Genomic DNA, 24,540 nt, shown 5'->3' with positions numbered 1-24,540 from the left:
TTCTGCCCTTCGGCAATCGGCATCCGTTACGCCTGCAATCCCTGGGGACCAGATCCCCGCTGCCATCCTGTGCCCGCTCGTGATTCCCCTGTCGCAACCCAACACAGCAAACTTCATACTTATGCGACTCGAGGACCACCAATGAGCAAGAATTTTCCCCTTACCTTTGACCGGCACGAAGCGAATGCCTCGCCCGGGCACATCAAAGAATCCCTGTCCGGTGCCAAGCACACCTCATACTGGCTTGATAACGAGCACCGCCCCGATGCAACGCAGGCGTTGGACGGTTCGATCGAGGCGGATTTGCTCGTTGTCGGCGGTGGATATACCGGCCTCTGGACGGCGCTTCAAGCTAAAGAACGAGACCCCCACCGGGATGTGGTCCTCATCGAGGGGCAACGCATCGGCTGGGCTGCTTCGGGGCGCAATGGCGGTTTTTGCGAAGCCTCACTGGTACATGGTGAGGCCAACGGCGAAAACCATTTGCCTCAGGAAAATGCTCTGCTCGGAAAGTTGGGAACTCAAAATCTCGATGAGTTCCAAGCCACCGTCGAGCGTTATGGCATGGATGTGGAGTTCACTCGTGCTGGCGTACTCGAAGTGGCTATCGAGCCGCATCAGGTCCCTTGGGTTGCCGAAGCTGCCGAGTCCGAAGGCATCGAGTATCTCGATGGCCAGCAAGTCAAGGAAGTCATCAACTCCCCGGATTTCCTCGCGGGCTCCTTGGATCGAACGTCCACGGCGCTGGTGCACCCGGCAAAACTCGCTTGGGAACTGGCCCGGGTCTGCCGTGAGCTGGGAGTGCGCATCTTTGAGCACACCCACGCGGCCGAGCTGAAAGAAAACAATGGGCAAATACTCGTATTGACGGCAGCCGGGCGCATTCGGGCCCAGCGCGTGGCCTTAGCCACCAATGTCTTCCCCTCCTTGCTCAAACGTCACCGGGCAAGGGTCATCCCCGTCTACGATTACGCATTGATGACCGAGCCGCTGACCGAAGCGCAACGCCGTTCGCTGGGTTGGAAAGAGCCCGTCGGGCTGGCCGATCTGAACAATAGATTCCACTACGCCAGACCGACCGTAGACGAAAATGGCAACTGCCGGATCCTCTACGGGGGCTACGATGCCATTTACCATTTCGGTGGCAAAGTCCGTTCGAGCTACGACACCAATAGCTCCACATTCGAGAAGCTCGCAGCCCATTTTTTCGGAAACTTCCCGCAGCTGGAGGACGTGAAGTTCTCCCACGCCTGGGGCGGGGCCATCGATACCTGCTCACGTTTCTTCTCCTTCTTTGACCTGACTCACGGCGGCAAGGTGGCCTACTGCGCAGGATTCACCGGACTCGGTGTCGGCGCCACAAGATTCGGTGCGAAGGTCATGCTGGATCTGCTCTCGGGCGAAAAGACCGAGCTGACCGAACTGGAAATGGTTCGCACCAAGCCGATCCCCTTCCCTCCGGAACCCGCCGCGTACGTCGGGGTTAAGCTCATGACCAGCCAGCTGATCAGCGCCGATCGCAATGAGGGCAGACGGCCGGCCTTCCTCAAGGTCATGGACAAGATCGGCATGGGCTTCGATTCCTAATGGCAGAAGAAACCAGACCGCTAGCCACCCTCGTTGACGCTGCCAGCATCCCGCTAGCGGCCGAACTCATTCCAGAGCATCTGCAACTAGGCGCGGCCGGCACCCGCACCGCCGTATACGAGGTCGGTGACCTAGCCGGTACGTCCATCGGGATCTGGGAGATGTCGATCGGCGCAATGCGCGACATCGAAGCGGACGAATACTTCGTGGTGCTCTCCGGGTCCGGAAACATCAAGATTGCGCAGCGCGCGGGTTTCGCCGCGCAAGAAATTGAGCTTTTCCCTGGTGCCCTGGTGCGGCTGCACGCCCAGATGCATACCGAATGGCGCGTCACGAAAACTCTTCGCAAGATCTATCTGAGTCTCTAGCCCGCAAAGAATCCACAAATCCAAGGAACGATAGAACATGTCAGGTTTCAATTTTTCGCAAGGACACCAATTCATCAACGGCTCCTGGCGCCGCGGTACCGGTGAGCTACTTATTCGAATCAATCCGGCGACCGGAGAACAACTCGAAGAAGTTGATACTGCGAGCGTGGACGAGGTAGACGAGGCGGTCCAGGCGGCGGCGAATGCCTTCAAGACCTGGTCGGCCCTCACCCCCGGGGAGAGATCCGATCATCTGTTGGCGCTGGCCCGCGAGCTGCAATCCCACGCACAGGTACTGGCCGAAGTGGAGACCGCGCAGACCGGCAAGAGCATGCGCATGTCCACCGAGTTTGATGTGCCAGGTTCGATCGACAACGTGAACTTCTTTGCTGGGGCCGCACGCAACCTGCAGGGTCTGGCTTCCGGAGATTACGCTGGAAACACGACCTCGATGATTCGCCGGGAGCCCATTGGCGTGGTTGGCTCTATTTCGCCGTGGAACTACCCCTTGCAGATGGCCGCTTGGAAAGTGCTTCCGGCCATCGCCGCCGGAAACACCATCGTGCTCAAGCCCAGCGAACTAACTCCTGGAACAAGCCTGCTCTTCGCTCAAGCCGCCAAGGATGCCGGTCTGCCCGACGGCGTGATCAACGTTGTGGTCGGTAGCGGCGCAAGCGTCGGCGAGGCATTGGTCAGGCACAAGCAAGTTCGCATGACGTCCTTTACCGGCTCCACCCAAGTCGGTCTGAAGATCATGACGATGGCGGCCGAGACCGGTAAGCGGGTGCATCTGGAGCTGGGCGGCAAGGCGCCATTTGTGGTCTTCGACGACGCGGACATCGAAGCGGCAGCCCATGGGGCGGTTGCCGGTTCAACGATCAATGCGGGGCAGGACTGCACCGCCGCCACGCGCGCCTACGTGCATTCGTCGGTATTCGAGAAATTCACCCGGCGGGTTGCCCAGCTGATGGACGCCATGGCGGTCGGTGACCCGCAGGATCCGAATACCGATATGGGAGCCCTGATCAGCGCTGCCCATCTGCAGAAGGTCTCCTCGATGGTGCAGCGGGCGGTGGACGCCGGTGCCACCGTCCTGGCCGGTGGACGCCGGCTCGAAGGCCCGGGGAATTTCTATCGTCCCACGCTGCTCGTTGGGGCCAGCCAAGATTCCGAGATCGTCCAGCACGAGGTCTTTGGTCCGGTGCTCGTGGCCTTGCCTTTCGAAACCGATGAGGAAGCGATCGAGCTGGCCAACGATACTCCGTACGGCCTGGCTGCCAGCGCTTGGACCAAGGACCTCAACCGGGCCATGCGTGCCAGCGCGCAGATTCAGGCCGGATGCGTGTGGATTAACGAACACATCATCATCGTTTCCGAGATGCCTCACGGCGGATACAAGTCCTCCGGCATGGGCAAGGACATGAGCCAGTATTCATTTGATGAATACACCAACGTCAAGCACGTGCTGATCTCGCACGACACGGATACTCACCGCGAGTGGCAGAATACCGTGTTCCTGCAGCGCTAGACGGAACCCAGCAACTGGCCCAATTTTTTCGTGGCATCTCCCGGAGCGGTCGTGGCGAAGAAATACTGGGCCAGTTGCTTTTGCCGACCAGAGACGCCGGCCTTGGCCAGCTCGGCCACACGCTGTGCCAGCCCATTTGCCGAGCCCAATAGCTGCTCCTGCGGTAAGCGATCACGCAATTGCGAGGGGCGTTCTCCGGTCAGGAACAGCGGAACGTTTAACGCCACCGCGTCGTAGGCCATCGCCGAGGTGTCGCAGATCGCGACGTCTGCCCATACCAATGACTGGCCCGGGTCGGTCAGCGGATCAAGTTCCGCGGCAAAGCGAGTGCGCAGCGCCGCGATTTCGCGTTTGGCCGCTACAGAATTGTCACCGGTTTTGGGGTGTGGACGGAACCGCACCTCGAAGCGGCTGTCTCCCTCGAACTGGGTCAGGATGCTTTCACCCAACCGCACCACCGAGGAATAATCCATCGCCTCCGAGTCGCCCTCCCATGTCGGGGCGTAGAGCACTCGAATCTTTGTCGAAGGACTTTCAGGAGTCAAAGCATCCAGTTGCGGACGTCCGATCTGCACCAGGTGCTTGACATCGAAACGAGCAATCGACTCGGAAATACGTGCCACGGCTGCCGGACCGGCAACACAGGCATAGTCATAGGCCTTGAGCTGGTTCGAAACCATGGAGGCCTTTTCGCTCTCCCCGTGGTTCAAGTGAACATGCGCCGGTCCGTTAAAACGGAGCATGGTGAAATTGCGCTGGGAATTATTCACGTAGCAAATGGTCCTGGTTCCCAGCTCGGTAAGCTTTCGCTCGATCTGCTCAATGGAACGCGTGAAATAAACCGGCAATTTGCTGACCTTGAGCAGTTCCCGGGCCGTCAACGCGTCCATGACCACTACACCGGCAGATTGTCCCTGCGCCGCCAATCGTTCGAAGGTTTCCAGCCACACGCCGAGCTGGTAGAACTGTCCGGGCCCCTCGGCGAAAAAGAGGACATTCTCCGCCCTACCCAATTCCTGCTTGGCCTCGGCAATCTGCGTTCGCACCGCACGTTCAGCGAAAATTGACCTTGCACGGCCTGCGACTTGATTGACTTGGGAGGTAATCAGAGACATACCTCTAGTCTACGTTTTAACTACCCTTCGATCGCGGAAGCCAAAGCGTTAATATTTTTCTCCATCCATTCAAGGTAGCTGGAGTCGTCGGTGATGGTTTCACGGAAGTCCACTACCGCCACCTTGCCGGATTCGGCGCTCGCACGAAGTGCCGTGGTTTCAGGCCCTTCGGTCTGCACGTTGTAGGCCAGCACATCCAGTTCGCCTGCGCCCAGCGTGTCACTCAATGCCTTGAGTGTCAGCGGCGCGATTCCTTCACCGGCTTCGACCGCTTCGCTCAGTCCGGCAGGAGTCTTATTTTCCATTCCTGCATCCTCTAGCAGATGGAATGGGACCGGCTCGGTCATGGCGTAGCTTCGCTTATCGAGCTTCGCGGATGCAAGCTGCTCCTGCAGTCCGCCGATCCCCTCCGCGAAGTTTGCCGCGTTGGCTTTGAAGGCCTCGGCGTTTTCTGGGTCGGATTCGCCTAACTCGGTAGCCAAACTGGATGCGAGGGCTTCCATTGAGTCCAGGTCGTACCAAATATGTTCGTTGTATTCCGCGTGATCATGTCCAGCATGGTCATCGCCTGCTTCATCTGCATGTTCCTCGCCCTCATGCTCGGCATGCGCTTCCTCGGCATGCTCCTCGCCCTCATGCTCGGCATGTTCCTCGCCCTCTTCGTTCTCCGCCGCTACCGGAGAGGAGTCCACCGCGTGGATCAGGTGTACCTGCTCGGCCTGCTCAGCAGGCAACGAGGAAACCAGCGAGTCCATGAATTGGTCATAGCCGCCGCCGTTGGCCAAGACGACCGAGGCCTTGGACACGGTGAGCTTGTCCCGGGCGGTTGGCTCATAGGAGTGCGGATCCTGCGCCGTGGAGGTGATAATTTCGGTGACCTGGACATGCTCGCCACCGATGGCCCGGGCAATCTGCCCGTACACATTCATCGTCGTGACAATCTCAACCTTGCCACCGGCAGCTGGTTCCTCGGTGCCCTGCGCCTCGGCGGTCGTATTTGCCGAGCATCCAGCCAGCAGCAAGCCGGTCAGCGGGATCGTCACCAATGAGGCCAGCATTCCACGGTTTTTCATCTAATAGTCTCCATTCACCCATTACGCTATTGAGAACTATTCTACATTAGATTTGAGAACCATTCGCACTTAGCGCTGCTCGCCGTCCGAGCGGCACACTGCTTTTACCGTGCGCACCGCCGGTACCGGTCGCCTTCACGACAACCACAGCGATAGCGGTGGTGACCGGGATCGCGAGGACCAAGCCGATGGAACCAATGAGGATTCGGATGACTTCCTCCGCCATCGAGCCCGAGCTCAAGGTGGTCCCGAAGCTCTGATCGCTCAATGCCGCGATGGCCAGGATCGGCAGGGCCGCACCCGCGTAGGCGAAGGCAATCGTATACACGGTCGAGGCGATGTGGTCGCGACCGATGCGCATGCCCTTGAAGAACAACTCCCTGGCCGAAGCGTGCGGAGCGGTCTCCGCCAACTCCCAGACCGTTGCGGACTGGGTGATGGTGACGTCGTTCAATACACCCATGCCACCCACCAACAGGCCGCAGATCAGCAGGCCAGGCAGGGATATTTGCGGCACCACGGTGGACAGGGTCATCGCGTGTTCATCATTGGCTCCGGTGAGCGCCGCGGCGTCGGTCAGCCACACCGCCAAACCGGCCGTCACCGCCAGCCCAAAGAGCGTTCCGAGCAGTGCGGTGGACGTTTTCGCGTTGAGCCCATGGGCGAAATACAACGCCACGAACATGATCGCGGTCGAACCCGTCAGCGCAATCAGCACGGGATTCCCGCCCTCCAGCAACGCAGGCACCATGAAAATGATCATGAACGCGATGCCGCCGACGAGCCCAATGACCGCGCGAGCACCACGCCAGCCAGCCACCAGTACCACCACCAGGCCATAAGCCACCGCCAGCAGGGCCATCGGCAAGGTGCGCACGAAATCCACAAAGACATAGGGGCTGCCGCTGCCCGAGTCAACGCTTGACAGGTCCAAATATCGAATCTGGTCACCGGAACGCGCTTCGCGGGAATGCAGCGTCTCCGGTGGAATCTCCAGTTGAATTTCGGCGCCGCCGCTATCTGGCATCAGGTAGGTGACGTTGCATTCAAGCGTCTTGCCTCCGACATCTTCAAGCCCGATGCTCGAAGGGCAGTCCTCGACCGCAGATCTGCTCACGGTGCCGACCTGCATGCTCGCGCCACCGGTTGTCTCCATTGCGCCATTCAGTGCAAAGCGATCATAGTTGCCCTGCGGCCAGAGCGCGATGACCATGATCAGAGCGAGCGCCCCTACGGGGGCGAGCAGGGCCCACAGAATGATTGAGGCTCGGCGCCTGCGGCTCGGGTCTTGCAAAATCGGCTGATCGTGATGGTGATGCCCCACGTGCGGTGTACTCCTCAAAGGAATTTTCAGAACTCGTCGCGCCCAAGTCTAGTCAGCCAACCTGTACACCGGGTAATGAACACCCCTAAAGGATGATCCAACAAATCCTCCGCAAGGTTCATACCTAATGAACCTGTTCGGGGCGAAAATTATATTATGAGCATGCCAGAGATTAATGGGCCTATACCCAATGCAGTAAGCGCCGATGAACCTCGATACGAGTTCCATCGTCTGATGCGCCGGGATCCGAAGTATGCGTGGTGGCGCCCCTTGGCATTGCTGGGAACGGCCACGGGTTTCTACCTGGTGGCAATTGTCATCTTGCTCATAGGCCTCATGATCGTGCTCTTCAGCTCGCTGGGGACGCGGCTTGACGAGCCGACCGATCCGGTGATGATGGCTTTCGACAGCATGAACATGGCCGACCCTGCGGTCTTCCTCTTCACCATGCTCTCGCTGATCGTATTGATCCCGGTAGCGTATTTCGCCTACCTGCTGCTCGGCCCCAAACCACTGGGGCTCTTGATCTCCGTGGCCGGCAAGATCCGCTGGAAATGGCTGGGCCTGTGCACCGGGATCGCGGTCGTGCTCTATGCAGTTTATTTTGGGATTAGTTTAGGCATCGAGGCCGCCGGCCTCGTGGCTCCAACGAATGTCCCCGCAGAGAACCTTCCCGCGAATCCGCTCTTCTTCGCCTTGCTCGTGGTGCTGCTGGTGCCGTTCCAGGCAGCGGCGGAGGAAATCGTATTCCGCGGGATGCTCATGCAAACCATTGGCAGCTGGCTTAAACACCCGTTGTTCGCGATATTGCTTCCGGTGCCGCTATTCACCTTTGGTCACTTGTACGATATTTACGGGCTGCTTGACGTGGCATTCTTTGCCATAGCCGCAGGTTTCCTCACCTGGCGCACCGGTGGATTGGAAGCTGCCATCGCAATACACGTGATCAACAATGTGGGCTTGTTCCTGCTGGCCGCCGTCGGAGCCGTCGATATCAACGCCACGCAATCTTCGCTCTCTAGCCTGCTTACTTCGATAGGATTCACCGCGCTGGTGACCTACATCCTGCTTTGGGTGGCCAAGCGGCGGCATATCGAGAGAACGGCCGGGCCGGCACCGCAGCGCCGTGCCCCACAGCTGTTGCAGCCTTGGCCGGCGGCCTATCCACCGGTTCCGCCGGCAGCGGCGTATTGGGCTCCTCCCGCCCCACAGAGCGGTTCGGCCTACCCTCCGGCGCAGCCACCGCAGGAAGGCTACCCCAATCCCAGCCAGCCGGACGCGAACCCCCACGACCATAACGCACCTAACCCGTAGCTAGGGTGGCACTAAAAAGCTTCGCCGGTGAGCACGCATCATGCGCTCTCACCGGCGGAGCTTTCTCGGTTTTAGGACTTGGCCCAGCGCAGCAAGGCTGCGATGCCCACTCCATCGGGAAGAATCGAGTCGGGAACATAACGGATTGTGGCATCCGTCAACGCCGTCGCTCGAAGCAGCACCTCTGGAGCCGGCCACTGCCCCATGACCAGGTCCGAATGATCATCGCCCTCTTCATGGGCCACCCAAGGTTCGGCCGATAGCGCCCGCAGGGTGTGCTCATCTTGATACTGTCCAACGAGCACCACTTCTGCCTGAGCGGATTGAAGCGCTGTCACCACCTCGGCGAGGCCTACGGCCAGTTGCGCGCGGCCGTTGCCAGCCTGAGCCGACACCCGTTTCTCAAGCTCCGCTATCGCTTCGGCGTGCGTATCGGAGACCAACTGCGAAATGCGGTCATCAACCTGCTTGGTATCCGCGCCGCCGGTGCGCGTGTGCGCATCCAAGACCTCGACATACGGCTTGAGCGCCACCGGAAGCATCCCAGCGATGGCCTCTCGCGATTTCACGTCGCCGGAAAGCACGATGAGCCTGATATAGGTGTCTTTGCACATTTCGGTGATCAGTTCCGCAACTTCCTCGGCGTTGCGTCGCGCCATCTCATCGGCCGCGGACTGATTCTTCGGCTGGTCATACTCGCCTGGCACCTTGCGTGCATGGTGAGTTTCTTCCGGTGAGCCCACAATCCCGCGGCTGCCCACTCGCTCCGGAGATGTGGTGTTGTACAGGTGCACCTCTCCGCCATCGCGCCCGACCTCGGCCACAAGATAGGAAAATGCCCCACCCCGCGCCCTGGCTAGGGCGGTGAAATTCGGAAATGGCCCCGCATCCACGGCGGCGGATTCGACCTTCAATCCAGGAATGAGTTCGTTGAGCACCACCGTCCCGTCATGGACTGCGATGAATCGAGCTACCGGTGCACGAAGCCCCTTCGCCGGTTCCAAAGCCCCGGTCACAGCTTCAATATCATTGGAGCTGGCCTGCTGGCTTTTCAGTAGTTTGGCCACTTCCCCCGGCAATCGGTCAGCTGCCTCGTGCGCCGCGGTGGTTCCCAATGATGCATCCACCAAAGCGGTGCACCACGAACCATTTTCCCGATAAAGCGAAGCGTCGATTCCATTAGAATCCGCGCGTAGTGCCATGCTGACTCCCTTCCGCACGCGACCCCTGGCCGCCGTGCGACTAGCTCCGTGTGACTAACCTAACACCGCGCGTCGATAGCTGGAAGAGCAAAGCGAAAAGATCGCATGGGCAAAGCCCAAATAGCCACCCGACCTAAGTTTTTTACCAGCGCCCACGCCAGTAATGCGAGGGGTGCGACTTGCTAGCCCCCAAGACCTGCGCGGCGCGGTTTGGCCACTGCGGGTCGCCCAATGCCGCCCGCCCGATGCATACGCCGTCGGCCTGTCCGGTCACCAATATCTGCTCGGCCTGATGCGCTTCGGTAATTCCACCCACGGCGGTCACAAAGGCGTCATCTGGCAGTGCCTGCTTAACCGCCTGGGCCAGTGGGACTTGGTATCCGGGACCGCTGGGGCCATGGAAGGCACCGATTCCGGCGCTGGAAAGGTCAAAGGCCCGCACTCCTGCCGCGTAGAGCTCCTCGGCCAATTTAATGGTGTCGGCGATGCGCCAGCCGGCTTCGACCCAATCGTCTCCGGAGAAGCGAATGCCCAGGGCCTTGTTCTCGGGCCAGCGGGCCGCGACCGCATGCACGATCTCGCGAAGGTAGCGTGTGCGGTTTTCCCAGCTTCCGCCATACTCATCGGTTCGCTTATTCGACAATGGCGAGAGGAACTGGTGAATCAAGTATCCATGGGCCGCATGGATTTGTATCATGTCAAAACCTGCGGCATCGGCACGCTCCGCCGCCGCGGCCCAGGCTTGGACGGAGTCGGCGATCTGCTCTTGAGTCATTCCGCTCGCTGGTTTCAGACCGTAAATTTCGCTCGGCGTGGAGGTGACGGTGTCCCACCCTCCCTCGGACACGGCGATGCTTCCGGTCTTCTGCTCGGCTTCGAGCTCCTGGAGCCAACCATGGGTCGAGGCCTTTGCCCCGGCGTGAGCCAGCTGGATGGCCGTTGCGGCACCGTGCGCGTGCACGTATTCGTTGACGCGTGCCCATGATTGGACCTGCTCTTCGTTCCAGATTCCGGCGTCACGATCCGAGATCCGGCCTTCGGGTACCACCGCCGAAGCTTCGGTGACGATCAGCGAAAAACCGCCATGGGCCATCGAGCCGAGGTGAACTAGCTGCCAGTCCGTGGGCACGCCGTCTGTCTTGTCAACAGCGTACTGGCACATAGGTGGCAGCACGACCCGGTTGCGCAGCATCAGGCCCGCTCCGCTGCGCGTAGGGATGGTGACTGGGGTGAACAATTTACTTAGAGGCATATCTAGTGTGACGCTGTAGCCCCGGATATTATTCCAACAGACAAGTTGCCATGAGCTGGGGCATGCTAGTTTGCGAGGACGGCAACTGCCACGCTGAAGTACACGATCAGCCCGGCGGCATCCACAAAAGTTGAGATGAATGGATTCGAAAAGACCGCAGGATCGACTTTCAGCCATTTGCCGATAATCGGCATGATTCCGCCGACTCCTGCCGCTATCGTGCACAGTGCCACCAGTGTGATCCCGATAATCAGCGCAATGGATCCGCCGAAGATGAATCCGGCCAGCGCAAATCCGAGGGTTCCCAGGCATAATCCGAGGATGAGCCCCACACAGAGCTCACGCAGCATGACCCGCCCGAGGTCCCCGACGCGAACATCGCCCATCGCAATTGCTCGGGTGACCGTGGTCGCCGCCTGGTTTCCGGTGTTGCCGCCGATGCCGACGATCAGTGGAATGAACAAGCTGAGCACCACCATCGACTCGAGGGTTTCTTCGAAACTCGAAAGCACCTGGACCGTGAGGCTTGCCCCGACGGCAAGCACCAGCAGCCATACGATGCGGCTTTTTACCAGAGAACCAACCGCGGTGCTCAGGTAGGGACGCCGCAGAGGTTCGGCACCGGAACCGCGCGCAGCGCGTTCCTCATCGGCCGCGGCCAGAATCGAGATCGCGTCGGTGGAGCTAAAGACTCCGAGGACCCGCTGCTCGGAATCCACCACCGGGATCAGCAGTTCCTTGCTAAGCACCACTTGACGAGCCGCCTCGGTTGCGGACTGCTCGGCGCTCAGACCGACTCCAACGGTGAGCAGCTCCGATACCCGCTGTTCTTCGTCGGCGGCCATCAGTGCGCGCAGTGAAATTACCCCGAGCAAGCGACGCGTTTCGTCGGTCACTACCAGCGTGTAGATACTCTCTGCACTATCCAATTGGCCTCGTACCCGTTGCAGGCTTTCGGCAACGCTCAGCTCTGGGCGGGTCGTGACAAAGTAAGGATTCATCAGATGCCCCACCACCCCAGCGCGATATCCGAGCAGGACGTTGACCGCCTCGCGCTGCTCCGGAGCTAGGCCTCGCAGCAGTTTCGCCGCAAGCTGCGCCGGTAGTTCATCGAGCAGCGCCACCCGATCATCGGTTGCCATCCCGGCAAAGGTTTCGCTGACCGCGTCTTGCTGCAAGCTGCCGATCAATTCGGCCTGGATTGCAGGATCCAGGCGTTCGAAAACCCTCCGGGCTTGATCCTTGGCGAGCAGCCGGTAGACGATTGCCATGTCTTTGGCCGGCAGCCGGTGCAGCTGCTGGAGGGTTTGCTGCAAGCTCAGCCCGCGCAGCAGGAAGGCAAGCTCGTTGAAATCCGGTGAGCCGAGATGCTCCTGGATCTGCGTTGAAATAGTAGAGAAGTCTACTTCTTTGGAAATGTGCAAGGTCATCAGCCCAAACGGTGTATTGGCGCATCATTCCAGAGGTGCGGGCGAATCACCGGCAGGCGTTCACCTAGCGAAATCTAGGTGAGAAGTCCATTAGTGATCGTTGGCTGAAATCATGCGTGGAGGAGGGATTTGAAGCGCGGCTCTCCAAAGCCCACTCACTGCTGCACAGGATCTAGCGTGTAACTCAGCGGCTGATATGCGGAGGTCGCGTGAACATAGATCGACTAGAACCGTCGTCCATGCAGCTCACCTCCTAGAATCCATTCGGGCGTGCGCCCGAGAACCTTCTCCTCAGTTCTATCATCATCTTGGGCAATAGTTGCCACGTAGGCGACAAGATCACATCCGCCAGATGAAAAAAGCGTGCGGCGGGCAAATGCCTACCGCACGCTTATCAGGGGTACTGAATTAGCATTCAACCACGTTGACGGCCAGACCGCCCATTGCGGTTTCCTTGTACTTATCGCTCATATCCTTGCCCGTCTCGCGCATGGTGATGATGACTTCGTCCAAGGTGACGTGGTGTTCGCCGTCGCCCATCAACGCCATCTTGGCCGCGTTCACCGCCTTGGAAGCGGCAATCGCGTTGCGTTCAATACATGGAATCTGCACGAGGCCACCAATCGGGTCGCAAGTGAGTCCAAGGTTATGTTCCATGGCAATCTCCGCTGCGTTTTCAACCTGGGCTGGGGTACCGCCAAGAATTTCGGCTAGCCCACCGGCCGCCATCGACGAAGCCGAACCAACTTCGCCCTGGCAACCGACCTCGGCACCGGAGATCGAAGCCTGTTCCTTGTACAGCACGCCAACCGCCCCGGCGGTGAGCAGGAAGCGAACCACGGCGTCGTTCTTTTCCTCTTCGTTCCAGTACTTGGCCCCTGGTGCATAGTGGGTTGCGTAGAACAGGACGGCAGGGATGATGCCCGCGGCACCATTGGTTGGGGCCGTCACGACTCGACCGCCCGAAGCGTTTTCTTCATTGACGGCCAGCGCCACGAGGTTGATCCATTCCTGCCAGTAGACCGGATCGCGATCCTTGTCTTCCTTGCGCAAGCGTTCGTGCCACTCGGGTGCCCGGCGGCGAACCTTCAATCCTCCGGGCAGCACGCCGGTGCGTTCGAGCGATGCATCCTTGCACTGTTCCATGACCTCGTAGATGTGGACGAGGCCGGAGCGGATTTCTTCCCGGGTACGGAGGGTCTCCTCGTTGGCCATCATGATCTCGGCAATCGATTTGCCGGTATTCTGCGAATGTTCCATCAGGCGCGCAGCGGTAGTAAAGGGATACGGCTGCTGCTTGATCTTCTCTTCGATATTCTTCTCGATACGTTCTTCGGCGCCTTCGCGGACAATGAAACCGCCGCCGACGGAGAAGAATGTTTCGTTGAGCAGTTCTGCACCTGCTGCATCCAAGGCTATGAACTTCACGCCATTGGTGTGCCGGGGCAGGACGGTCAACGGGTGCTGAATCATGTCACTGACCTTGTAATTCAGATCCTTGCGCACCTCCAACTGAGATCCGAGACGAAGAATACCGGTGGATTCCATCTGTGCCAGACGCTCATCTACCTGTGCCGGGAGAATGGCTTCAGGTTCGAAGCCCTCCAGCCCGAGCATGATTGCGGTGAAGGTCCCGTGCCCGCGTCCGGTCGCTGCAAGCGAACCGTACACGTCGATGCGCAGGGATTCGAGTGCCTCAATCTTCCCCTCGCGAATTACCTGGGCAATGAATGCGTGCGCCGCACGCATTGGTCCCACGGTGTGGCTGGAGGAAGGTCCGATACCAACCGAGAAAAGATCGAATACGCTAACCGCCATGACGGTTCACATCCTTAGAACTTGGGGCAATAGGTGATGCTCACACCTAATGTGTGTGGTGAGGCAGAGAATAGGATGATCCCCGTCCACGGTGATGCACGATAGTGGCCTGTTTGGCATTCGCACAAGAGACGAAAGGCCCGGAACGCGATGTTTTTGCTTTCCGGGCCTTCCTTACTTAAAAGCTGCTACTCGGAAACCTTCGCGAGTTCCGGGTAGAGCGGGTGAGCCTGCGCCAGATCCAGCACACGCTGCTTCAGCTCCGGCAACACACCAGCATTACCATCAGCACCAGCAATCAAAGCCTGCGCAATAATCTCCGCAACCTCGCCAAACGCAGCCTCCGAGAAACCACGAGTCGCCAACGCCGGAGTACCAATACGCAACCCCGACGTCACCATCGGCGGACGCGGATCAAACGGCACCGAGTTGCGGTTCACGGTGATCTCCACCTGTGCCAAGAGGTCTTCGCCCTGCTGTCCGTCCAACTCGCTGTTACGCAGGTCAACCAAAACCAAATGCACATCCGTACCACCGGTCAACACGCTAATGCCCTTAGCCGCCACATCAGCCTGGCCCAAACGCTCAGCCAAAATCCGCGACCCAGCCAACGTCCGCGCCTGACGCTCCTTGAACTCCTGTGACCCAGCAATCTTGAACGCCACAGCCTTACCAGCGATCACATGCTCCAACGGGCCACCCTGCTGACCAGGGAACACCGCCGAATTGATCTTCTTGGCAATATCAGCATCATTCGACAAAATAATGCCGCCACGAGGACCAGCAAGAGTCTTATGCGTCGTGGAGGTCACCACATGCGCATGCGGCACCGGCGAAGGATGCAACCCAGCAGCCACCAAACCAGCAAAGTGCGCCATATCCACAAACAAGTACGCGCCGACCTTGTCAGCGATCTCACGGAAACGAGCGAAGTCCAACTGACGAGGATACGCAGACCAACCAGCAACAATCATCTTCGGCTGGCTCTCCACGGCAAGGCGCTCCACCTCATCCATATCCACCTCATAAGTCTCTTCATTCACACCGTAAGGAACGATGTTAAAGAGACGACCCGAGAAGTTGATCTTCATCCCGTGGGTCAGGTGACCACCATGAGCCAAGTTCAGACCCATCACCGTATCCCCCGGGCGAACCAGCGCGTGGAACACCGAAGCGTTGGCCTGCGCCCCCGAATGCGGCTGCACGTTCGCGAATTCCGCACCAAACAGTGCCTTCAGACGCTCAATCGCCAACGTCTCCACCACGTCAACCTCTTCGCAGCCACCGTAGTAACGGCGGCCCGGATACCCCTCGGCGTACTTGTTGGTCAGCACCGAACCCTGCGCCTGCATCACAGCCTGCGCGGTATGGTTCTCCGAAGCGATCATCTCCAAGCCACGCTGCTGACGAGCGAGCTCCGCGTCAATGCGCTGCGCAATCTCCGGGTCCAGCTCTGCCAGCGACTGCGTCAGCGACGCCGGGGCGAGGGATTCAAAAGTCTTGTTGCTCATTACTCGACGTTTCCACCGTTCGCGCTGGCGTAATCTGCTGCCGAAAGCAGCGGACCTTCGGACTCAACTTCAACGGTGAACAGCCAGCCGTTGCCGTATGGATCTTCGTTCAGGATTGCAGGATTGTCTGCAGCTTCCTGGTTGATCTCGACGATGGTGCCGGTCACCGGCGAGTACAGGTCGGAAACCGACTTCGTGGACTCGACTTCGCCGCAGGTCTCGCCTGCGGTGACGGTGTCGCCAACTTCTGGCAGGTCAACGTAGACCACGTCGCCCAGTGCGTCGGCGGCGATCTGGGTGATACCGATCTTGGCTGGTGATGCTGCATCGATCCACTCGTGCTCGGCCGAGTAGCGCAACGATGAAAGAACTTTACTCACGATAATTCCTCTCCCAAGGGAAATGGTGGGCGTCTTACGAACGCCCGCTTAGGTTAAACGTTACTTTGCTCGGGTGTAGAACGGCAGTTCTACGACCACAAATGGCAATGTCTTGCCACGAAGGTCGACATCTAGCTCGGTTCCCACTTCACTAAATGCAACATCTACGTAGCCCAGTGCTACCGGGTAGCCCAAGGTCGGCGATGGCTGGCCGGAGGTGATCTCACCTATGGTCGCTCCATCCTTGACGATGGCGTACCCGCCTCGGCCGGCGCGCTTGCCCAGACCTTTCAGGCCCACCAGCTTGCGTGGCGGTGTCTGTCCGCGCAGTGCCTCCAGCGCTTCGCGACCGACAAAGTTCTCGGTCTTCTTGAAGGACACCACCGGTGCGAAGCCGGCATCGAAGGGGGTGCGCTCGACGGAAAGCTCGTTGCCGTAGAGCGGCATGCCGGCTTCCAGACGCAGGGAGTCACGCGAAGCCAGCCCGCAAGGGACCAGTTCGTGGCCGGTGCCGGCTGCGACGGTCTTGTCCCAGATGGCGGCGGCGTCTTCGTTGGCGATGATCAGCTCGAAGCCGTCTTCGCCGGTGTAGCCGGTGCGGGCCAGCAGCACGTCGATTCCGCCGAGAACCACTTCGATGGCCGCGTAGTAGTTCAGTTCCTGCACCGCGGCTGCGGTCTGCTCATCCGCCGCCAGCGATGCCACGATCGCCTCGGCGTTCGGGCCCTGTACAGCGATCAGCGAGGTGCGTGCCGAGGCGTCATCCACCACGACGTCGAAACCTGCTGCGCGCTCGGCCAGTGCGGCCGCCACAACCGGCGCGTTGCCGGCGTTTGGCACGACCAGGAAGCGCTCTTCGCCGAGGCGGTAGACGATCAAGTCGTCAAGGATCTTGCCCGCTTCGTTGAGGATCAGCGAGTACTTCGCCTTGCCGACCTTCATGATGGACAGGTTGCCGGCCAGCGCGGTGTTCAACGCCTCGCCGGCCTGGGGACCGGTGAGCCATACCTCGCCCATGTGGGACAGGTCGAACAGGCCCGCGGTGGAACGCACGGCCTTGTGCTCGGCAAGTTCCGAACCATACTTCAGCGGCATATCCCAGCCGCCGAAGTCGGTGAACGAAGCGCCAAGCTCGGCATGCTTGCCGTGCAGCGCGGTGTGCTTGATATCGGTGCTTGTCTCAGTCATCGCGATGTCCTAGTCTTCGAAGGCTTCAGGAGCTGGGCAGGAGCAGATCAGGTTTCGGTCACCGGCTGCGCCGTCGATGCGCCCGGTGGCCGGGAAGTACTTGTCCCGCTTGAGGCTGGCTACCGGGAAGGCGGCCTGCTCGACGCTGTACTTGCGGTCCCAATTGCTGGAGATCAGCGCGGTGGCGCTGTGCGGTGCGTTGCGCAGCGGCGACTCTTCGATGGTGTAGACCCCGGACAGCACTTCCTGCATTTCCTGGTGGATGGTGATCATCGCTTCGATGAAGCGTTCGATTTCCGCCAGGTCCTCGGACTCGGTTGGCTCCACCATCAGGGTGCCGGAGACCGGGAAGGACAGCGTTGGTGCGTGGAATCCGAAGTCGATCAGGCGCTTGGCCACGTCTTCTGCGGTCACACCGGTTTTCGCGGTCAGTTCGCGGAGGTCCAGGATGCACTCGTGGGCCACCAGGGACTTGTTGCCGGTGAACAGGATCGGGAAGTACTCGTTCAGGCGCTTGGCAATGTAGTTTGCGTTCAGGATCGCGGTCTTGGTTGCTTCGGTCAGCCCGTCGCCACCCATCATCGCGATGTAGGCCCAGGAGATCGGCAGCACGCCGGCGGAGCCGAAAGCGGTGGACACTACCGGCACACCGTCGCGTTCGGTGTAGCTGCCCGAAGCGTCGCCGGGCAGGAATGGCACCAGGTGCTCGGCGACAGCGACCGGGCCGACACCCGGTCCGCCACCGCCGTGCGGGATGCAGAAGGTCTTGTGCAGGTTCAGGTGGCTGACGTCGCCGCCGAACTGGCCCGGCTGCGCGAGGCCCACCAGGGCGTTCATGTTCGCGCCGTCGATGTAGACCTGGCCGCCCGCGGCGTGGATCTTGTCACAGACCTCGCGCACGTCGGCGTCGTAGACCCCGTGGGTGGATGGGTAGGTGATCATGATGGCCGACAGGACGTCCTTGTTGGCCTCGATCTTGGCATCCAGGTCGTTTGCGTCGATGGTGCCGTCCGCTGCGGTCTTCACCACGACGACCTTCATCCCTGCCAGCACGGCCGAAGCCGCGTTGGTGCCGTGGGCCGAAGCCGGGATCAGGCAGACGTCGCGCTGGGATTCGCCGCGCGAGGCGTGGTAGCCGGAGATGGCAAGCAACCCGGAGTATTCGCCCTGCGAGCCGGCGTTGGGCTGGATCGAGATGCCGGCGTAACCGGTGATGGCGGTCAACCGGCCTTCGAGGTCGGTGATCAGTTCGCGCCAGCCGATGGACTGCTCGGCGGGAACGTAGGGGTGGATCGTGGCGAACTCCGGCCAGGTGATGGATTCCATCTCGGCGGCCGAGTTCAGCTTCATGGTGCATGAGCCCAGTGGGATCATGGTGCGGTCCAAGGCCAGGTCGCGGTCCGAGAGGCGACGCAGGTAGCGCATCATCTGGGTCTCGGAGGAGATGGTGTTGAAGATCGGGTGGGTCATGTAGGCGCTGGTGCGCACCTGCGCCTCGGGGATCTCGAAGCCCTCCGGTACGGACAGCTCAACGCCGAAGACCTCGACCAGGGTGCGCACGATATCCGCGGTGGTTGCCTCATCGGTGGAGATGCCCACCTGGGTTTCGGAAACCTTGCGCAGGTTGATGCCGGCTTCGGCCGCCTTGGCGATGACCGCTTCCGCGTTCTCGACGTTGACCACAACGGTGTCGAAGAAGGAGTCGGACGCCAGGGTGAAGCCGCCGGAAACCAGCGAGCTGGCGATGACGCGAGCGTGGTTGTGCGCCCGGGTCGCGATCTGCTTCAGGCCCGCCGGGCCGTGGTAGACGCCATACATCGAGGCGCAAATGGCCAGCAGCGCCTGTGCGGTGCAGATGTTGGAGGTGGCCTTCTCGCGGCGGATGTGCTGCTCGCGAGTCTGCAGTGCCAGGCGGTAGGCTGGGGTGCCGGCGTCATCGGTGGAGACACCGACCAGGCGCCCGGGCATCGAGCGCTGCAGGCCCGCGCCGACGGCGAGGTAGGCAGCGTGCGGTCCGCCGAAGAACAGCGGCACCCCGAAGCGCTGGGTGTTGCCCACTGCGATATCCGCGCCCTGTTCACCGGGAGGGGTGATCATGGTCAGCGAGAGCAGGTCGGCGATGACAGTGACCATCGCGCCGGCGTCCTTGGCGGCGGCGATGATCTGCTTGTGGTCGGCAATCGAGCCGTCGTTGCCCGGCTGCTGGAGCACGATACCCGAGATGTCGCCTTCCGGCAGACCCTGGGAGAGGTCAACAACTTCGATTTCGAAGCCGAGCGCGTCGGCGCGGCCTTCGATGACCTTGATGGTCTGCGGGAAGATGTTCGAGTCCAGCACGGTCTTGCCGCTGGCCTTCTTCTTATTCGAACGGCGCATCATCAGCACGGCTTCGGCCGCCGATGAGGACTCATCGAGCATCGAGGCGTTGGCGATGGGCAGGCCGGTCAGGTCCATGACCATGGTCTGGAAGTTCAGCAGCGCTTCGAGGCGGCCCTGGGAGATTTCTGGCTGGTACGGGGTGTAGGCGGTGTACCAGGCCGGGTTTTCCACGATGTTGCGGCGAATCACCGCTGGCGTGAAGGTGTCGTAGAAGCCCTGGCCGATCATCTGGGTCTTCATCACGTTCTTGGATGCCAGGTTGCGCAGGTGAGCCAACGCTTCGGTTTCGCTCAGGGCAGCAGGAAGATCCAATGCCGCACCCTGGCGGATGTCGGCCGGAACTGCGGTGTCGATCAGCTCGTCGAGGCTGGAGTAACCCAGCGTCTGGAGCATGTGGTTTGCATCGGCCGGACGTGGGCCAATGTGGCGGGACACGAATTCGCTACTCGTTGATGCCGAGGTCTGCGTAATAGTCATGGTGCAGTTATCTCCAGGGGGATCTGTCTTGGCGCATGCCAAAGGAAGGTCTCTGTCCCTCCCCATCCCTGTTGCATAACCTGAGAGTTTTACGCATCCGACCTACAAAGCCGGGCGCTTGCACCTTCGGTGAACCGGAACGGGCCGGTTTCTTTCCAGAGTTGCCTCGTGATGGCGGTACGGGGGCCTGAGAGTTTCCTGGGGAGGAATTGCTCCTACGGCGCCCATCCATGGTGTGAACGGGTCTCTCCCGCCATCCGTCGAAGGCTGTGCCGTGGATCTGATGATCCAAAACACATCACCATCTTACCTGCACCGCATGCTTCTATCCAAGACCGGCGGCTCGGTTAGATTCACAAATTAACTTGCACTGGAGCCTTGAGCGAGTTTTACATAGGCGGGATATCTCGCTGGCAAGGAGTCTCCCGAGGACGTGCCCGTCAGCCGGCGCTTGATCCAGGGTCCCAAATGCTCCTTCACCCAGCCCATATCCTCGCGTAATCTCTCGCCACGGGAGTTGACCGGCAGCTGCGGCAACCCCGGAAGATTGATCTGCCCGGCCCATTCGGGCTCAACGATGCCGTGCCTGCCGAGCAGTTCGAGCACCTTGCGCGCCATCAACGCGTGGCCGAATTCGTTCATATGCAGCCGGTCCCCCGCCCAATAGCGCAGGTCCGAGAATTCCCGCCAGCGCCAGTAGTCGGCCACCAGCGCACCATGGGTGTCAGCGATTTCGCGGATCTTCTCGTTGTAGATGGCGGTCCGCGGACGGGTCTTGTTGAATAGCGGGGAATCCACGGTGTCGAACCCGGTGAACAGCACCACGGTGCTGCCGGACTCGGCAAATCGGCGGACCATCCCGTCATAACCGCGCATGAGCGCGTCCAGATCGGCGCTGGGGCGCAGAATGTCGTTGCCCCCTGCATAGATGGTCACCAGATCGGGTTCCAACGCCAGCCCGGCGTCGAGCTGCTGGTTGATGACCTGGGAGATCTTCTTGCCGCGAATGGCAAGGTTCGCGTATTCCCAGTCGCCCTGGGTGCCCAGCACCTCGGCCACCCGGTCGGCCCAACCGCGCACCCGGTTAGGGCGCACCATGCTGATATCTCCGACACCTTCGGTGAAGGAATCCCCTAATGCAAGGAATTTCATTTCGCTCCCTTGGCCAAGATGAGCTGGCGGGCCAGCTGGCTCAGGCGCACGCCGGTCGAGATATCCTTTTCTCCTTCATTGCGCGAAGGGATGTAGCCGAAGCCCAGCTGGTAGGCCGGGTCGGCGAAGGCCAGCGACGAATTCGCCCCGTCATGCCCATAGGCGAAGATCGAGCCGTAGTCCTTGCGCGCGGTGGGTTTCATGAAACCGACGGCGAAGGCCTGCAACTGACCGTTGGTGCGGTCCGGTCCGTAGACGAGTTCGGTGGAAACCTCGGCCCAGGTATCTGCGCTGAGCAGCCCCTCGGTGGCGCCGAGCTCCGGCACCGCGCCGAAGGACGCGGCGTAGATCCCGGCGAGCGCCTGGGCGTTGGCCACCGCGCCCATGGAGGCGGGACCCAGCTGCCGGACCTGTGGCGAGTTCGCCAGTTCGTGCCAGTTGTACACCGGTCCGGATTCCAGGGCGAAGCCCGAGGTGGAGTTGACCGAGAGCCCGGACGGCGAGAACGGGTCCATGAAGGCAGGTGCTTCATCCAGCGCGGGCAGCACGTCGCGGTAGCGCGGTTCGAGTTCTGCGCCGTGGCCGATGAAGGCGTCGACTCCCAGCGGCTTGCGGATGCGCTGTTCGTAGACTTCTTTGAGTTCCTGGCCGGTGACCCGGCGTACCAGTTCTTCCATGAGTACGCCCATGGTGATGGCGTGGTAGCCGACGATATTCTGTCCCTGCGGCCAGATGCTCGGCATCGAGGCCAGCACCTTGGCGTATTCGGCCGAGTTGAGCAGAACCTCGCTTGGAACTCCCCCGGGGACGCCGAGCACGCCGGCTTGGTGGCTGAGCACTTCGCCCAGGGTCAGGCGCTGCTTGCCGCCGCTGGCGAATTCGGGCCAGTAGGTTCCGATCGGCTTGGCCGGATCGAGCAAGCCGTCCTGAATCAGCATCGCGATGACCAGCGCCCCCAGGCCCTTGGTGCAGGAGAAGACGCAGGTCACCGCGTCGCCGGCGAGATGATCGCCGACCGCGTGGCTGAGCACCAGCTGCCCGCGGTGATAAATCGCGAGCTGGGCCGAATAGCCCTCTTCTTCCGCCGCTCGGGCGTCAAGCGCTTCGGCGAGGGGCGCGAAATCTTCTGTAATGACCGAATCCATGAAAATCCTTAAAGTGCTTGCTGCTTGTCAACTAACACTAGTGCGAAAGGGCAAAAATCTAGGCGTGGCTCTCGACTGTTTCCTGGCGGAAACGCAATTTCCAGCCCCGCTCCGTCTGCTGCCACCACGAGGAGCAGACCAAAACCTGCGAGCCTTCCGGGCTCATCCGGTAGGCGATCAGCACCAGCTTGGAATCCAGCGGACGCGCGGTGAGCAGCTGCACCGGACCGGTGGCCGGAAGCGCACCGCCGGCGTCGAGGATCGAGCGCACGGTGGAGACATCCAGCAGCGAACCGTCACGGCAGACTTCCTGGTAGCTCGGGTGCAGAAAATCGCTGACCTCGGTGAAGTTCGCGCGCACCTGCGCGTCGAGCAGACCCTGCTCCAATTCGAAGACGGTGCTTGCCACGTCCACGGCTGGTTCGGCGGCGGCCTCAGCCACCGGAGGCGGGGCTTGGCCCGGTTCGTTGCCAGCAATCGTGCCCGAGGAGCCGGTATAGCCGGGCCCGGCGTCCGGGTCCTTCCCGCTTTGATATGCGGTGGCGGCGGCTCGGGCCCGGTCATCGGCTTCCTCGTTGAGTTCGTGGCCGGCATGGCCCTTGACCCATTCAAAGGTGTATTTGCGTCCAACGATCACCGCGTCTAGTTCTCGCAGAATGTCCTGGTTGAGCACCGGCTTGCCGTCGGACTTCTTCCAGCCCTTTTTCTTCCATCCCGGCATCCACTTGGTGATGCAGTTGATGGCGTACTGGGAATCGCACAGGATTTTCAGTTCGGTTTCGGGTTCTTTGGCCGTGGCGCGGAAGAGCTCGAGCACCGCTTGAAGCTCGCCCATGTTGTTGGTTCCGTGGTCCCAGCCCCCGGCTCCCCAGTTTTCGTGGTCGATATACCAGGCCCAACCGGCAGGTCCAGGGTTACCGAGTGCAGAACCGTCAGCTGCCGCAATGATCGTCATATGAATAATCCTGCCATGTCCACCCCACAAGTGCAGATGACCAGGTGTGCCATGTTCGTTTTTTAACGGGCAATGACCCGGTGAAAACTCCGTGAGTTCTCGCCGGGACATTGCCAGGACCTCTCGATGCGTCGGTTCAGCGGGTTTGCCTTCGATTCATTCAGGCCGGATACATCGGGTTATGCCCCGCGGCCACACGCTCTTCGGCGCGCACCTCGCCCGGTGCGGTACCGTCGAGGAACGGTCCGGAATCCGCCAGCTCTTCGCGCCCGTGGGCTTCGAGCCAGTTGCTCAGCTCCGGCCCCTTCGGCACGATCCCGGTGGGGTTGATGTCTTCGTGAACCACGTAGTAGTGCGCCTTGATCTGCTCAAAGTCGGTGGTATCGCCAAACCCTGGGGTCTGGAACAGGTCGCGGGCGTAGCCCCACAAGTTAGGCATGTCGATCAGCTTGTTGCGGTTGGTCTTGAAGTGACCGTGGTAGACCGGGTCGAAGCGGGCCAGCGTGGTGAACAGGCGCACATCGGCCTCGGTGATGTGGTCCCCCATGAGGAAGCGGCGGGTTGCCAGTCGCTCTTCGAGATAGTCCAGCGTGCCAAAGAGCCGGTCATAGGCGTCGTTGTAGGCCCGCTGGTCGCCGGCGAATCCGGCACGGTAGACGCCGTTGTTCACCTCGGTGAAGATGCGCTTGATCAGTGGCAGCATCTGCTCTAGCTGATCTTCGGGCAGCAGGTTGGGCGCGCCATCGCGGTGGAATTCCTTCCATTGCGTCGACATGTCCCAGGTGATCTGCGGGTAGTCGTTGGTCACCACTGCCCCGGTGGGAATATCCACGATTGCCGGGACGGTGATGCCGCGCGGGTAGTCCGCGAATCGCTTGAAATAGTTTTCCTGCACACGCTCGGTACCCAGCACCGGATCCTTGCCGCCCGCGTCCAGGTCGAAGGTCCAGCTGCGCGAGTCATGGGTTGGGCCGGGCAAGCCGACCGATATCGCGTCTTCCAGGCCGAGGAGGCGGCGCACAATCAGCGTGCGGTTGGCCCAGGGGCAGGCGCGTGCGGCCACGAGGCGGTAGCGCCCGGCTTCCACCGGCCACAGCTGCGCACCGTCGCCGAGCCCGGCCTGCGGGTGGCCGATCGAGCTATTGGGCACGCCAGCGGCAAAAGCTTCGGGGCGCGGGTCCGCCACGATGCGGTCCTGGATGTAGTTGGTATCCCGGCTGAACTCGCCTCCGGTGACGTAGGCACCCTTGGTCGAAAATTCTTTGGTCATTTCTCCCCTTAAAGCATCTGGCGTAGTTCCTCTGAGGCTCTTAGCTCTCAGGTTAACCCGCTGGGCTGGTAA

19 protein-coding genes and 1 riboswitch are annotated in these 24,540 nt (G+C 60.8%); of the genes, 4 read left to right on the top strand and 15 right to left on the bottom strand.

The window, feature by feature from the left end; genetic code table 11:
• Nucleotides 1-141 precede the first annotated feature (141 nt).
• The 3 genes from CIK76_RS02610 to CIK76_RS02600 are packed head-to-tail and all read left to right on the top strand — an operon-like array spanning nucleotide 142 to nucleotide 3,483.
• Nucleotides 142-1,587 carry an FAD-dependent oxidoreductase gene (locus CIK76_RS02610; protein ID WP_096283247.1) on the top strand — a complete coding sequence of 482 codons (1,446 nt, stop codon included), beginning with the start codon at nucleotides 142-144 and terminating at the stop codon, nucleotides 1,585-1,587.
• On the top strand, nucleotides 1,587-1,955 hold the full coding sequence (locus tag CIK76_RS02605) for a cupin domain-containing protein (RefSeq protein ID WP_096283246.1): 369 nt from the start codon (nucleotides 1,587-1,589) through the stop codon (nucleotides 1,953-1,955). The genes CIK76_RS02610 and CIK76_RS02605 overlap by 1 nt, the downstream gene beginning before the upstream one ends.
• A 37-nt stretch (nucleotides 1,956-1,992) precedes the next feature.
• Nucleotides 1,993-3,483, top strand: coding sequence for a gamma-aminobutyraldehyde dehydrogenase (locus CIK76_RS02600; RefSeq protein ID WP_096283245.1), 1,491 nt, complete (start codon nucleotides 1,993-1,995; stop codon nucleotides 3,481-3,483).
• Here CIK76_RS02600 and CIK76_RS02595 read toward each other — a convergent pair.
• Genes CIK76_RS02595 through CIK76_RS02585 form a run of 3 tightly spaced genes read right to left on the bottom strand, consistent with a single transcriptional unit; the run spans nucleotide 3,480 to nucleotide 6,995 of the window.
• Nucleotides 3,480-4,598, bottom strand: a complete 1,119-nt coding sequence (locus CIK76_RS02595; RefSeq protein WP_096283244.1) for a CDP-glycerol glycerophosphotransferase family protein — start codon at nucleotides 4,596-4,598, stop codon at nucleotides 3,480-3,482. The two genes, CIK76_RS02600 and CIK76_RS02595, sit on opposite strands and share 4 nt — an antisense overlap.
• A gap of 20 nt (nucleotides 4,599-4,618) precedes the next feature.
• Nucleotides 4,619-5,671, bottom strand: a complete 1,053-nt coding sequence (locus CIK76_RS02590) for a zinc ABC transporter substrate-binding protein (protein ID WP_096283243.1) — start codon at nucleotides 5,669-5,671, stop codon at nucleotides 4,619-4,621.
• A gap of 46 nt (nucleotides 5,672-5,717) precedes the next feature.
• Nucleotides 5,718-6,995, bottom strand: coding sequence for a YibE/F family protein (locus CIK76_RS02585; protein WP_096283242.1), 1,278 nt, complete (start codon nucleotides 6,993-6,995; stop codon nucleotides 5,718-5,720).
• A 156-nt stretch (nucleotides 6,996-7,151) separates the two neighbouring features.
• Between CIK76_RS02585 and CIK76_RS02580 the strand changes: the two genes are divergently transcribed.
• Nucleotides 7,152-8,309: a CPBP family intramembrane glutamic endopeptidase gene (locus tag CIK76_RS02580; protein WP_096283241.1), complete on the top strand. Its 1,158-nt coding sequence runs from the start codon at nucleotides 7,152-7,154 to the stop codon at nucleotides 8,307-8,309.
• A 71-nt stretch (nucleotides 8,310-8,380) separates the two neighbouring features.
• Here CIK76_RS02580 and CIK76_RS02575 read toward each other — a convergent pair whose 3' ends face one another.
• The 12 genes from CIK76_RS02575 to CIK76_RS02520 form a co-directional block, all read right to left on the bottom strand.
• Nucleotides 8,381-9,511, bottom strand: coding sequence for a hypothetical protein (locus tag CIK76_RS02575; RefSeq protein WP_255248322.1), 1,131 nt, complete (start codon nucleotides 9,509-9,511; stop codon nucleotides 8,381-8,383).
• Nucleotides 9,512-9,653: 142 nt separating this feature from the next.
• The gene (locus tag CIK76_RS02570) at nucleotides 9,654-10,763 is read right to left on the bottom strand and encodes a tRNA-dihydrouridine synthase (RefSeq protein ID WP_096283240.1); all 1,110 of its coding nucleotides are present in this window, start codon (nucleotides 10,761-10,763) and stop codon (nucleotides 9,654-9,656) included.
• Between the two features lie 65 nt (nucleotides 10,764-10,828).
• A complete protein-coding gene (gene mgtE, locus CIK76_RS02565) occupies nucleotides 10,829-12,193 on the bottom strand; it encodes a magnesium transporter (RefSeq protein ID WP_096283239.1) in 1,365 nt (454 codons plus the stop codon).
• 408 nt (nucleotides 12,194-12,601) lie between these two features.
• The gene (locus CIK76_RS02560) at nucleotides 12,602-14,011 is read right to left on the bottom strand and encodes an L-serine ammonia-lyase (RefSeq protein ID WP_096283238.1); all 1,410 of its coding nucleotides are present in this window, start codon (nucleotides 14,009-14,011) and stop codon (nucleotides 12,602-12,604) included.
• Between the two features lie 188 nt (nucleotides 14,012-14,199).
• Nucleotides 14,200-15,522: a serine hydroxymethyltransferase gene (gene glyA / locus CIK76_RS02555; RefSeq protein ID WP_096283237.1), complete on the bottom strand. Its 1,323-nt coding sequence runs from the start codon at nucleotides 15,520-15,522 to the stop codon at nucleotides 14,200-14,202.
• Nucleotides 15,522-15,902, bottom strand: a complete 381-nt coding sequence (gene gcvH / locus CIK76_RS02550; protein ID WP_096283236.1) for a glycine cleavage system protein GcvH — start codon at nucleotides 15,900-15,902, stop codon at nucleotides 15,522-15,524. Before gcvH ends, glyA begins: the two co-directional genes overlap by 1 nt.
• Nucleotides 15,903-15,962: 60 nt before the next feature.
• Entirely contained in the window at nucleotides 15,963-17,090 is a 1,128-nt protein-coding gene (gcvT, locus tag CIK76_RS02545; RefSeq protein ID WP_096283235.1) for a glycine cleavage system aminomethyltransferase GcvT, read from the bottom strand.
• A 9-nt stretch (nucleotides 17,091-17,099) separates the two neighbouring features.
• Nucleotides 17,100-19,946, bottom strand: a complete 2,847-nt coding sequence (gcvP, locus tag CIK76_RS02540) for an aminomethyl-transferring glycine dehydrogenase (RefSeq protein ID WP_096283234.1) — start codon at nucleotides 19,944-19,946, stop codon at nucleotides 17,100-17,102.
• Between the two features lie 165 nt (nucleotides 19,947-20,111).
• A riboswitch (glycine riboswitch) is annotated at nucleotides 20,112-20,209 on the bottom strand.
• Nucleotides 20,210-20,306: 97 nt separating this feature from the next.
• Entirely contained in the window at nucleotides 20,307-21,098 is a 792-nt protein-coding gene (locus CIK76_RS02535; protein WP_096283233.1) for an SGNH/GDSL hydrolase family protein, read from the bottom strand.
• Nucleotides 21,095-22,243, bottom strand: a complete 1,149-nt coding sequence (locus CIK76_RS02530) for a serine hydrolase domain-containing protein (RefSeq protein WP_096283232.1) — start codon at nucleotides 22,241-22,243, stop codon at nucleotides 21,095-21,097. The genes CIK76_RS02535 and CIK76_RS02530 overlap by 4 nt, the downstream gene beginning before the upstream one ends.
• Before the next feature lie 58 nt (nucleotides 22,244-22,301).
• On the bottom strand, nucleotides 22,302-23,198 hold the full coding sequence (locus CIK76_RS02525) for an RNase H family protein (protein WP_096283231.1): 897 nt from the start codon (nucleotides 23,196-23,198) through the stop codon (nucleotides 22,302-22,304).
• 160 nt (nucleotides 23,199-23,358) lie between these two features.
• On the bottom strand, nucleotides 23,359-24,468 hold the full coding sequence (locus tag CIK76_RS02520; RefSeq protein ID WP_096283230.1) for a glutathione S-transferase C-terminal domain-containing protein: 1,110 nt from the start codon (nucleotides 24,466-24,468) through the stop codon (nucleotides 23,359-23,361).
• Between the last annotated feature and the right edge of the window lie 72 nt (nucleotides 24,469-24,540).

The sequence above is a fragment of the Glutamicibacter sp. BW80 genome (genome assembly GCF_002332385.1).
GTDB lineage: Bacteria > Actinomycetota > Actinomycetes > Actinomycetales > Micrococcaceae > Glutamicibacter.
The sequence above is the reverse complement of the archived record's forward strand: the minus strand, read 5'-3'. Positions and strand labels throughout refer to the sequence as shown.

Excerpts from the sequence above, each read along its gene's own strand:
- CIK76_RS02590 (WP_096283243.1), bottom strand. The coding sequence starts at position 5,671 with ATGAAAAACCGTGGAATGCTGGCCTCATTGGTGACGATCCCGCTGACC.
- CIK76_RS02535 (WP_096283233.1), bottom strand. The coding sequence starts at position 21,098 with ATGAAATTCCTTGCATTAGGGGATTCCTTCACCGAAGGTGTCGGAGAT.
- CIK76_RS02605 (WP_096283246.1), top strand. The coding sequence starts at position 1,587 with ATGGCAGAAGAAACCAGACCGCTAGCCACCCTCGTTGACGCTGCCAGC.
- mgtE (WP_096283239.1), bottom strand. The coding sequence starts at position 12,193 with ATGACCTTGCACATTTCCAAAGAAGTAGACTTCTCTACTATTTCAACG.
- CIK76_RS02525 (WP_096283231.1), bottom strand. The coding sequence starts at position 23,198 with ATGACGATCATTGCGGCAGCTGACGGTTCTGCACTCGGTAACCCTGGA.
- gcvT (WP_096283235.1), bottom strand. The coding sequence starts at position 17,090 with ATGACTGAGACAAGCACCGATATCAAGCACACCGCGCTGCACGGCAAG.
- CIK76_RS02530 (WP_096283232.1), bottom strand. The coding sequence starts at position 22,243 with ATGGATTCGGTCATTACAGAAGATTTCGCGCCCCTCGCCGAAGCGCTT.
- CIK76_RS02580 (WP_096283241.1), top strand. The coding sequence starts at position 7,152 with ATGAGCATGCCAGAGATTAATGGGCCTATACCCAATGCAGTAAGCGCC.
- CIK76_RS02575 (WP_255248322.1), bottom strand. The coding sequence starts at position 9,511 with ATGGCACTACGCGCGGATTCTAATGGAATCGACGCTTCGCTTTATCGG.
- CIK76_RS02595 (WP_096283244.1), bottom strand. The coding sequence starts at position 4,598 with ATGTCTCTGATTACCTCCCAAGTCAATCAAGTCGCAGGCCGTGCAAGG.
- CIK76_RS02610 (WP_096283247.1), top strand. The coding sequence starts at position 142 with ATGAGCAAGAATTTTCCCCTTACCTTTGACCGGCACGAAGCGAATGCC.
- CIK76_RS02560 (WP_096283238.1), bottom strand. The coding sequence starts at position 14,011 with ATGGCGGTTAGCGTATTCGATCTTTTCTCGGTTGGTATCGGACCTTCC.
- glyA (WP_096283237.1), bottom strand. The coding sequence starts at position 15,522 with ATGAGCAACAAGACTTTTGAATCCCTCGCCCCGGCGTCGCTGACGCAG.
- CIK76_RS02600 (WP_096283245.1), top strand. The coding sequence starts at position 1,993 with ATGTCAGGTTTCAATTTTTCGCAAGGACACCAATTCATCAACGGCTCC.
- CIK76_RS02520 (WP_096283230.1), bottom strand. The coding sequence starts at position 24,468 with ATGACCAAAGAATTTTCGACCAAGGGTGCCTACGTCACCGGAGGCGAG.
- gcvP (WP_096283234.1), bottom strand. The coding sequence starts at position 19,946 with ATGACTATTACGCAGACCTCGGCATCAACGAGTAGCGAATTCGTGTCC.
- CIK76_RS02570 (WP_096283240.1), bottom strand. The coding sequence starts at position 10,763 with ATGCCTCTAAGTAAATTGTTCACCCCAGTCACCATCCCTACGCGCAGC.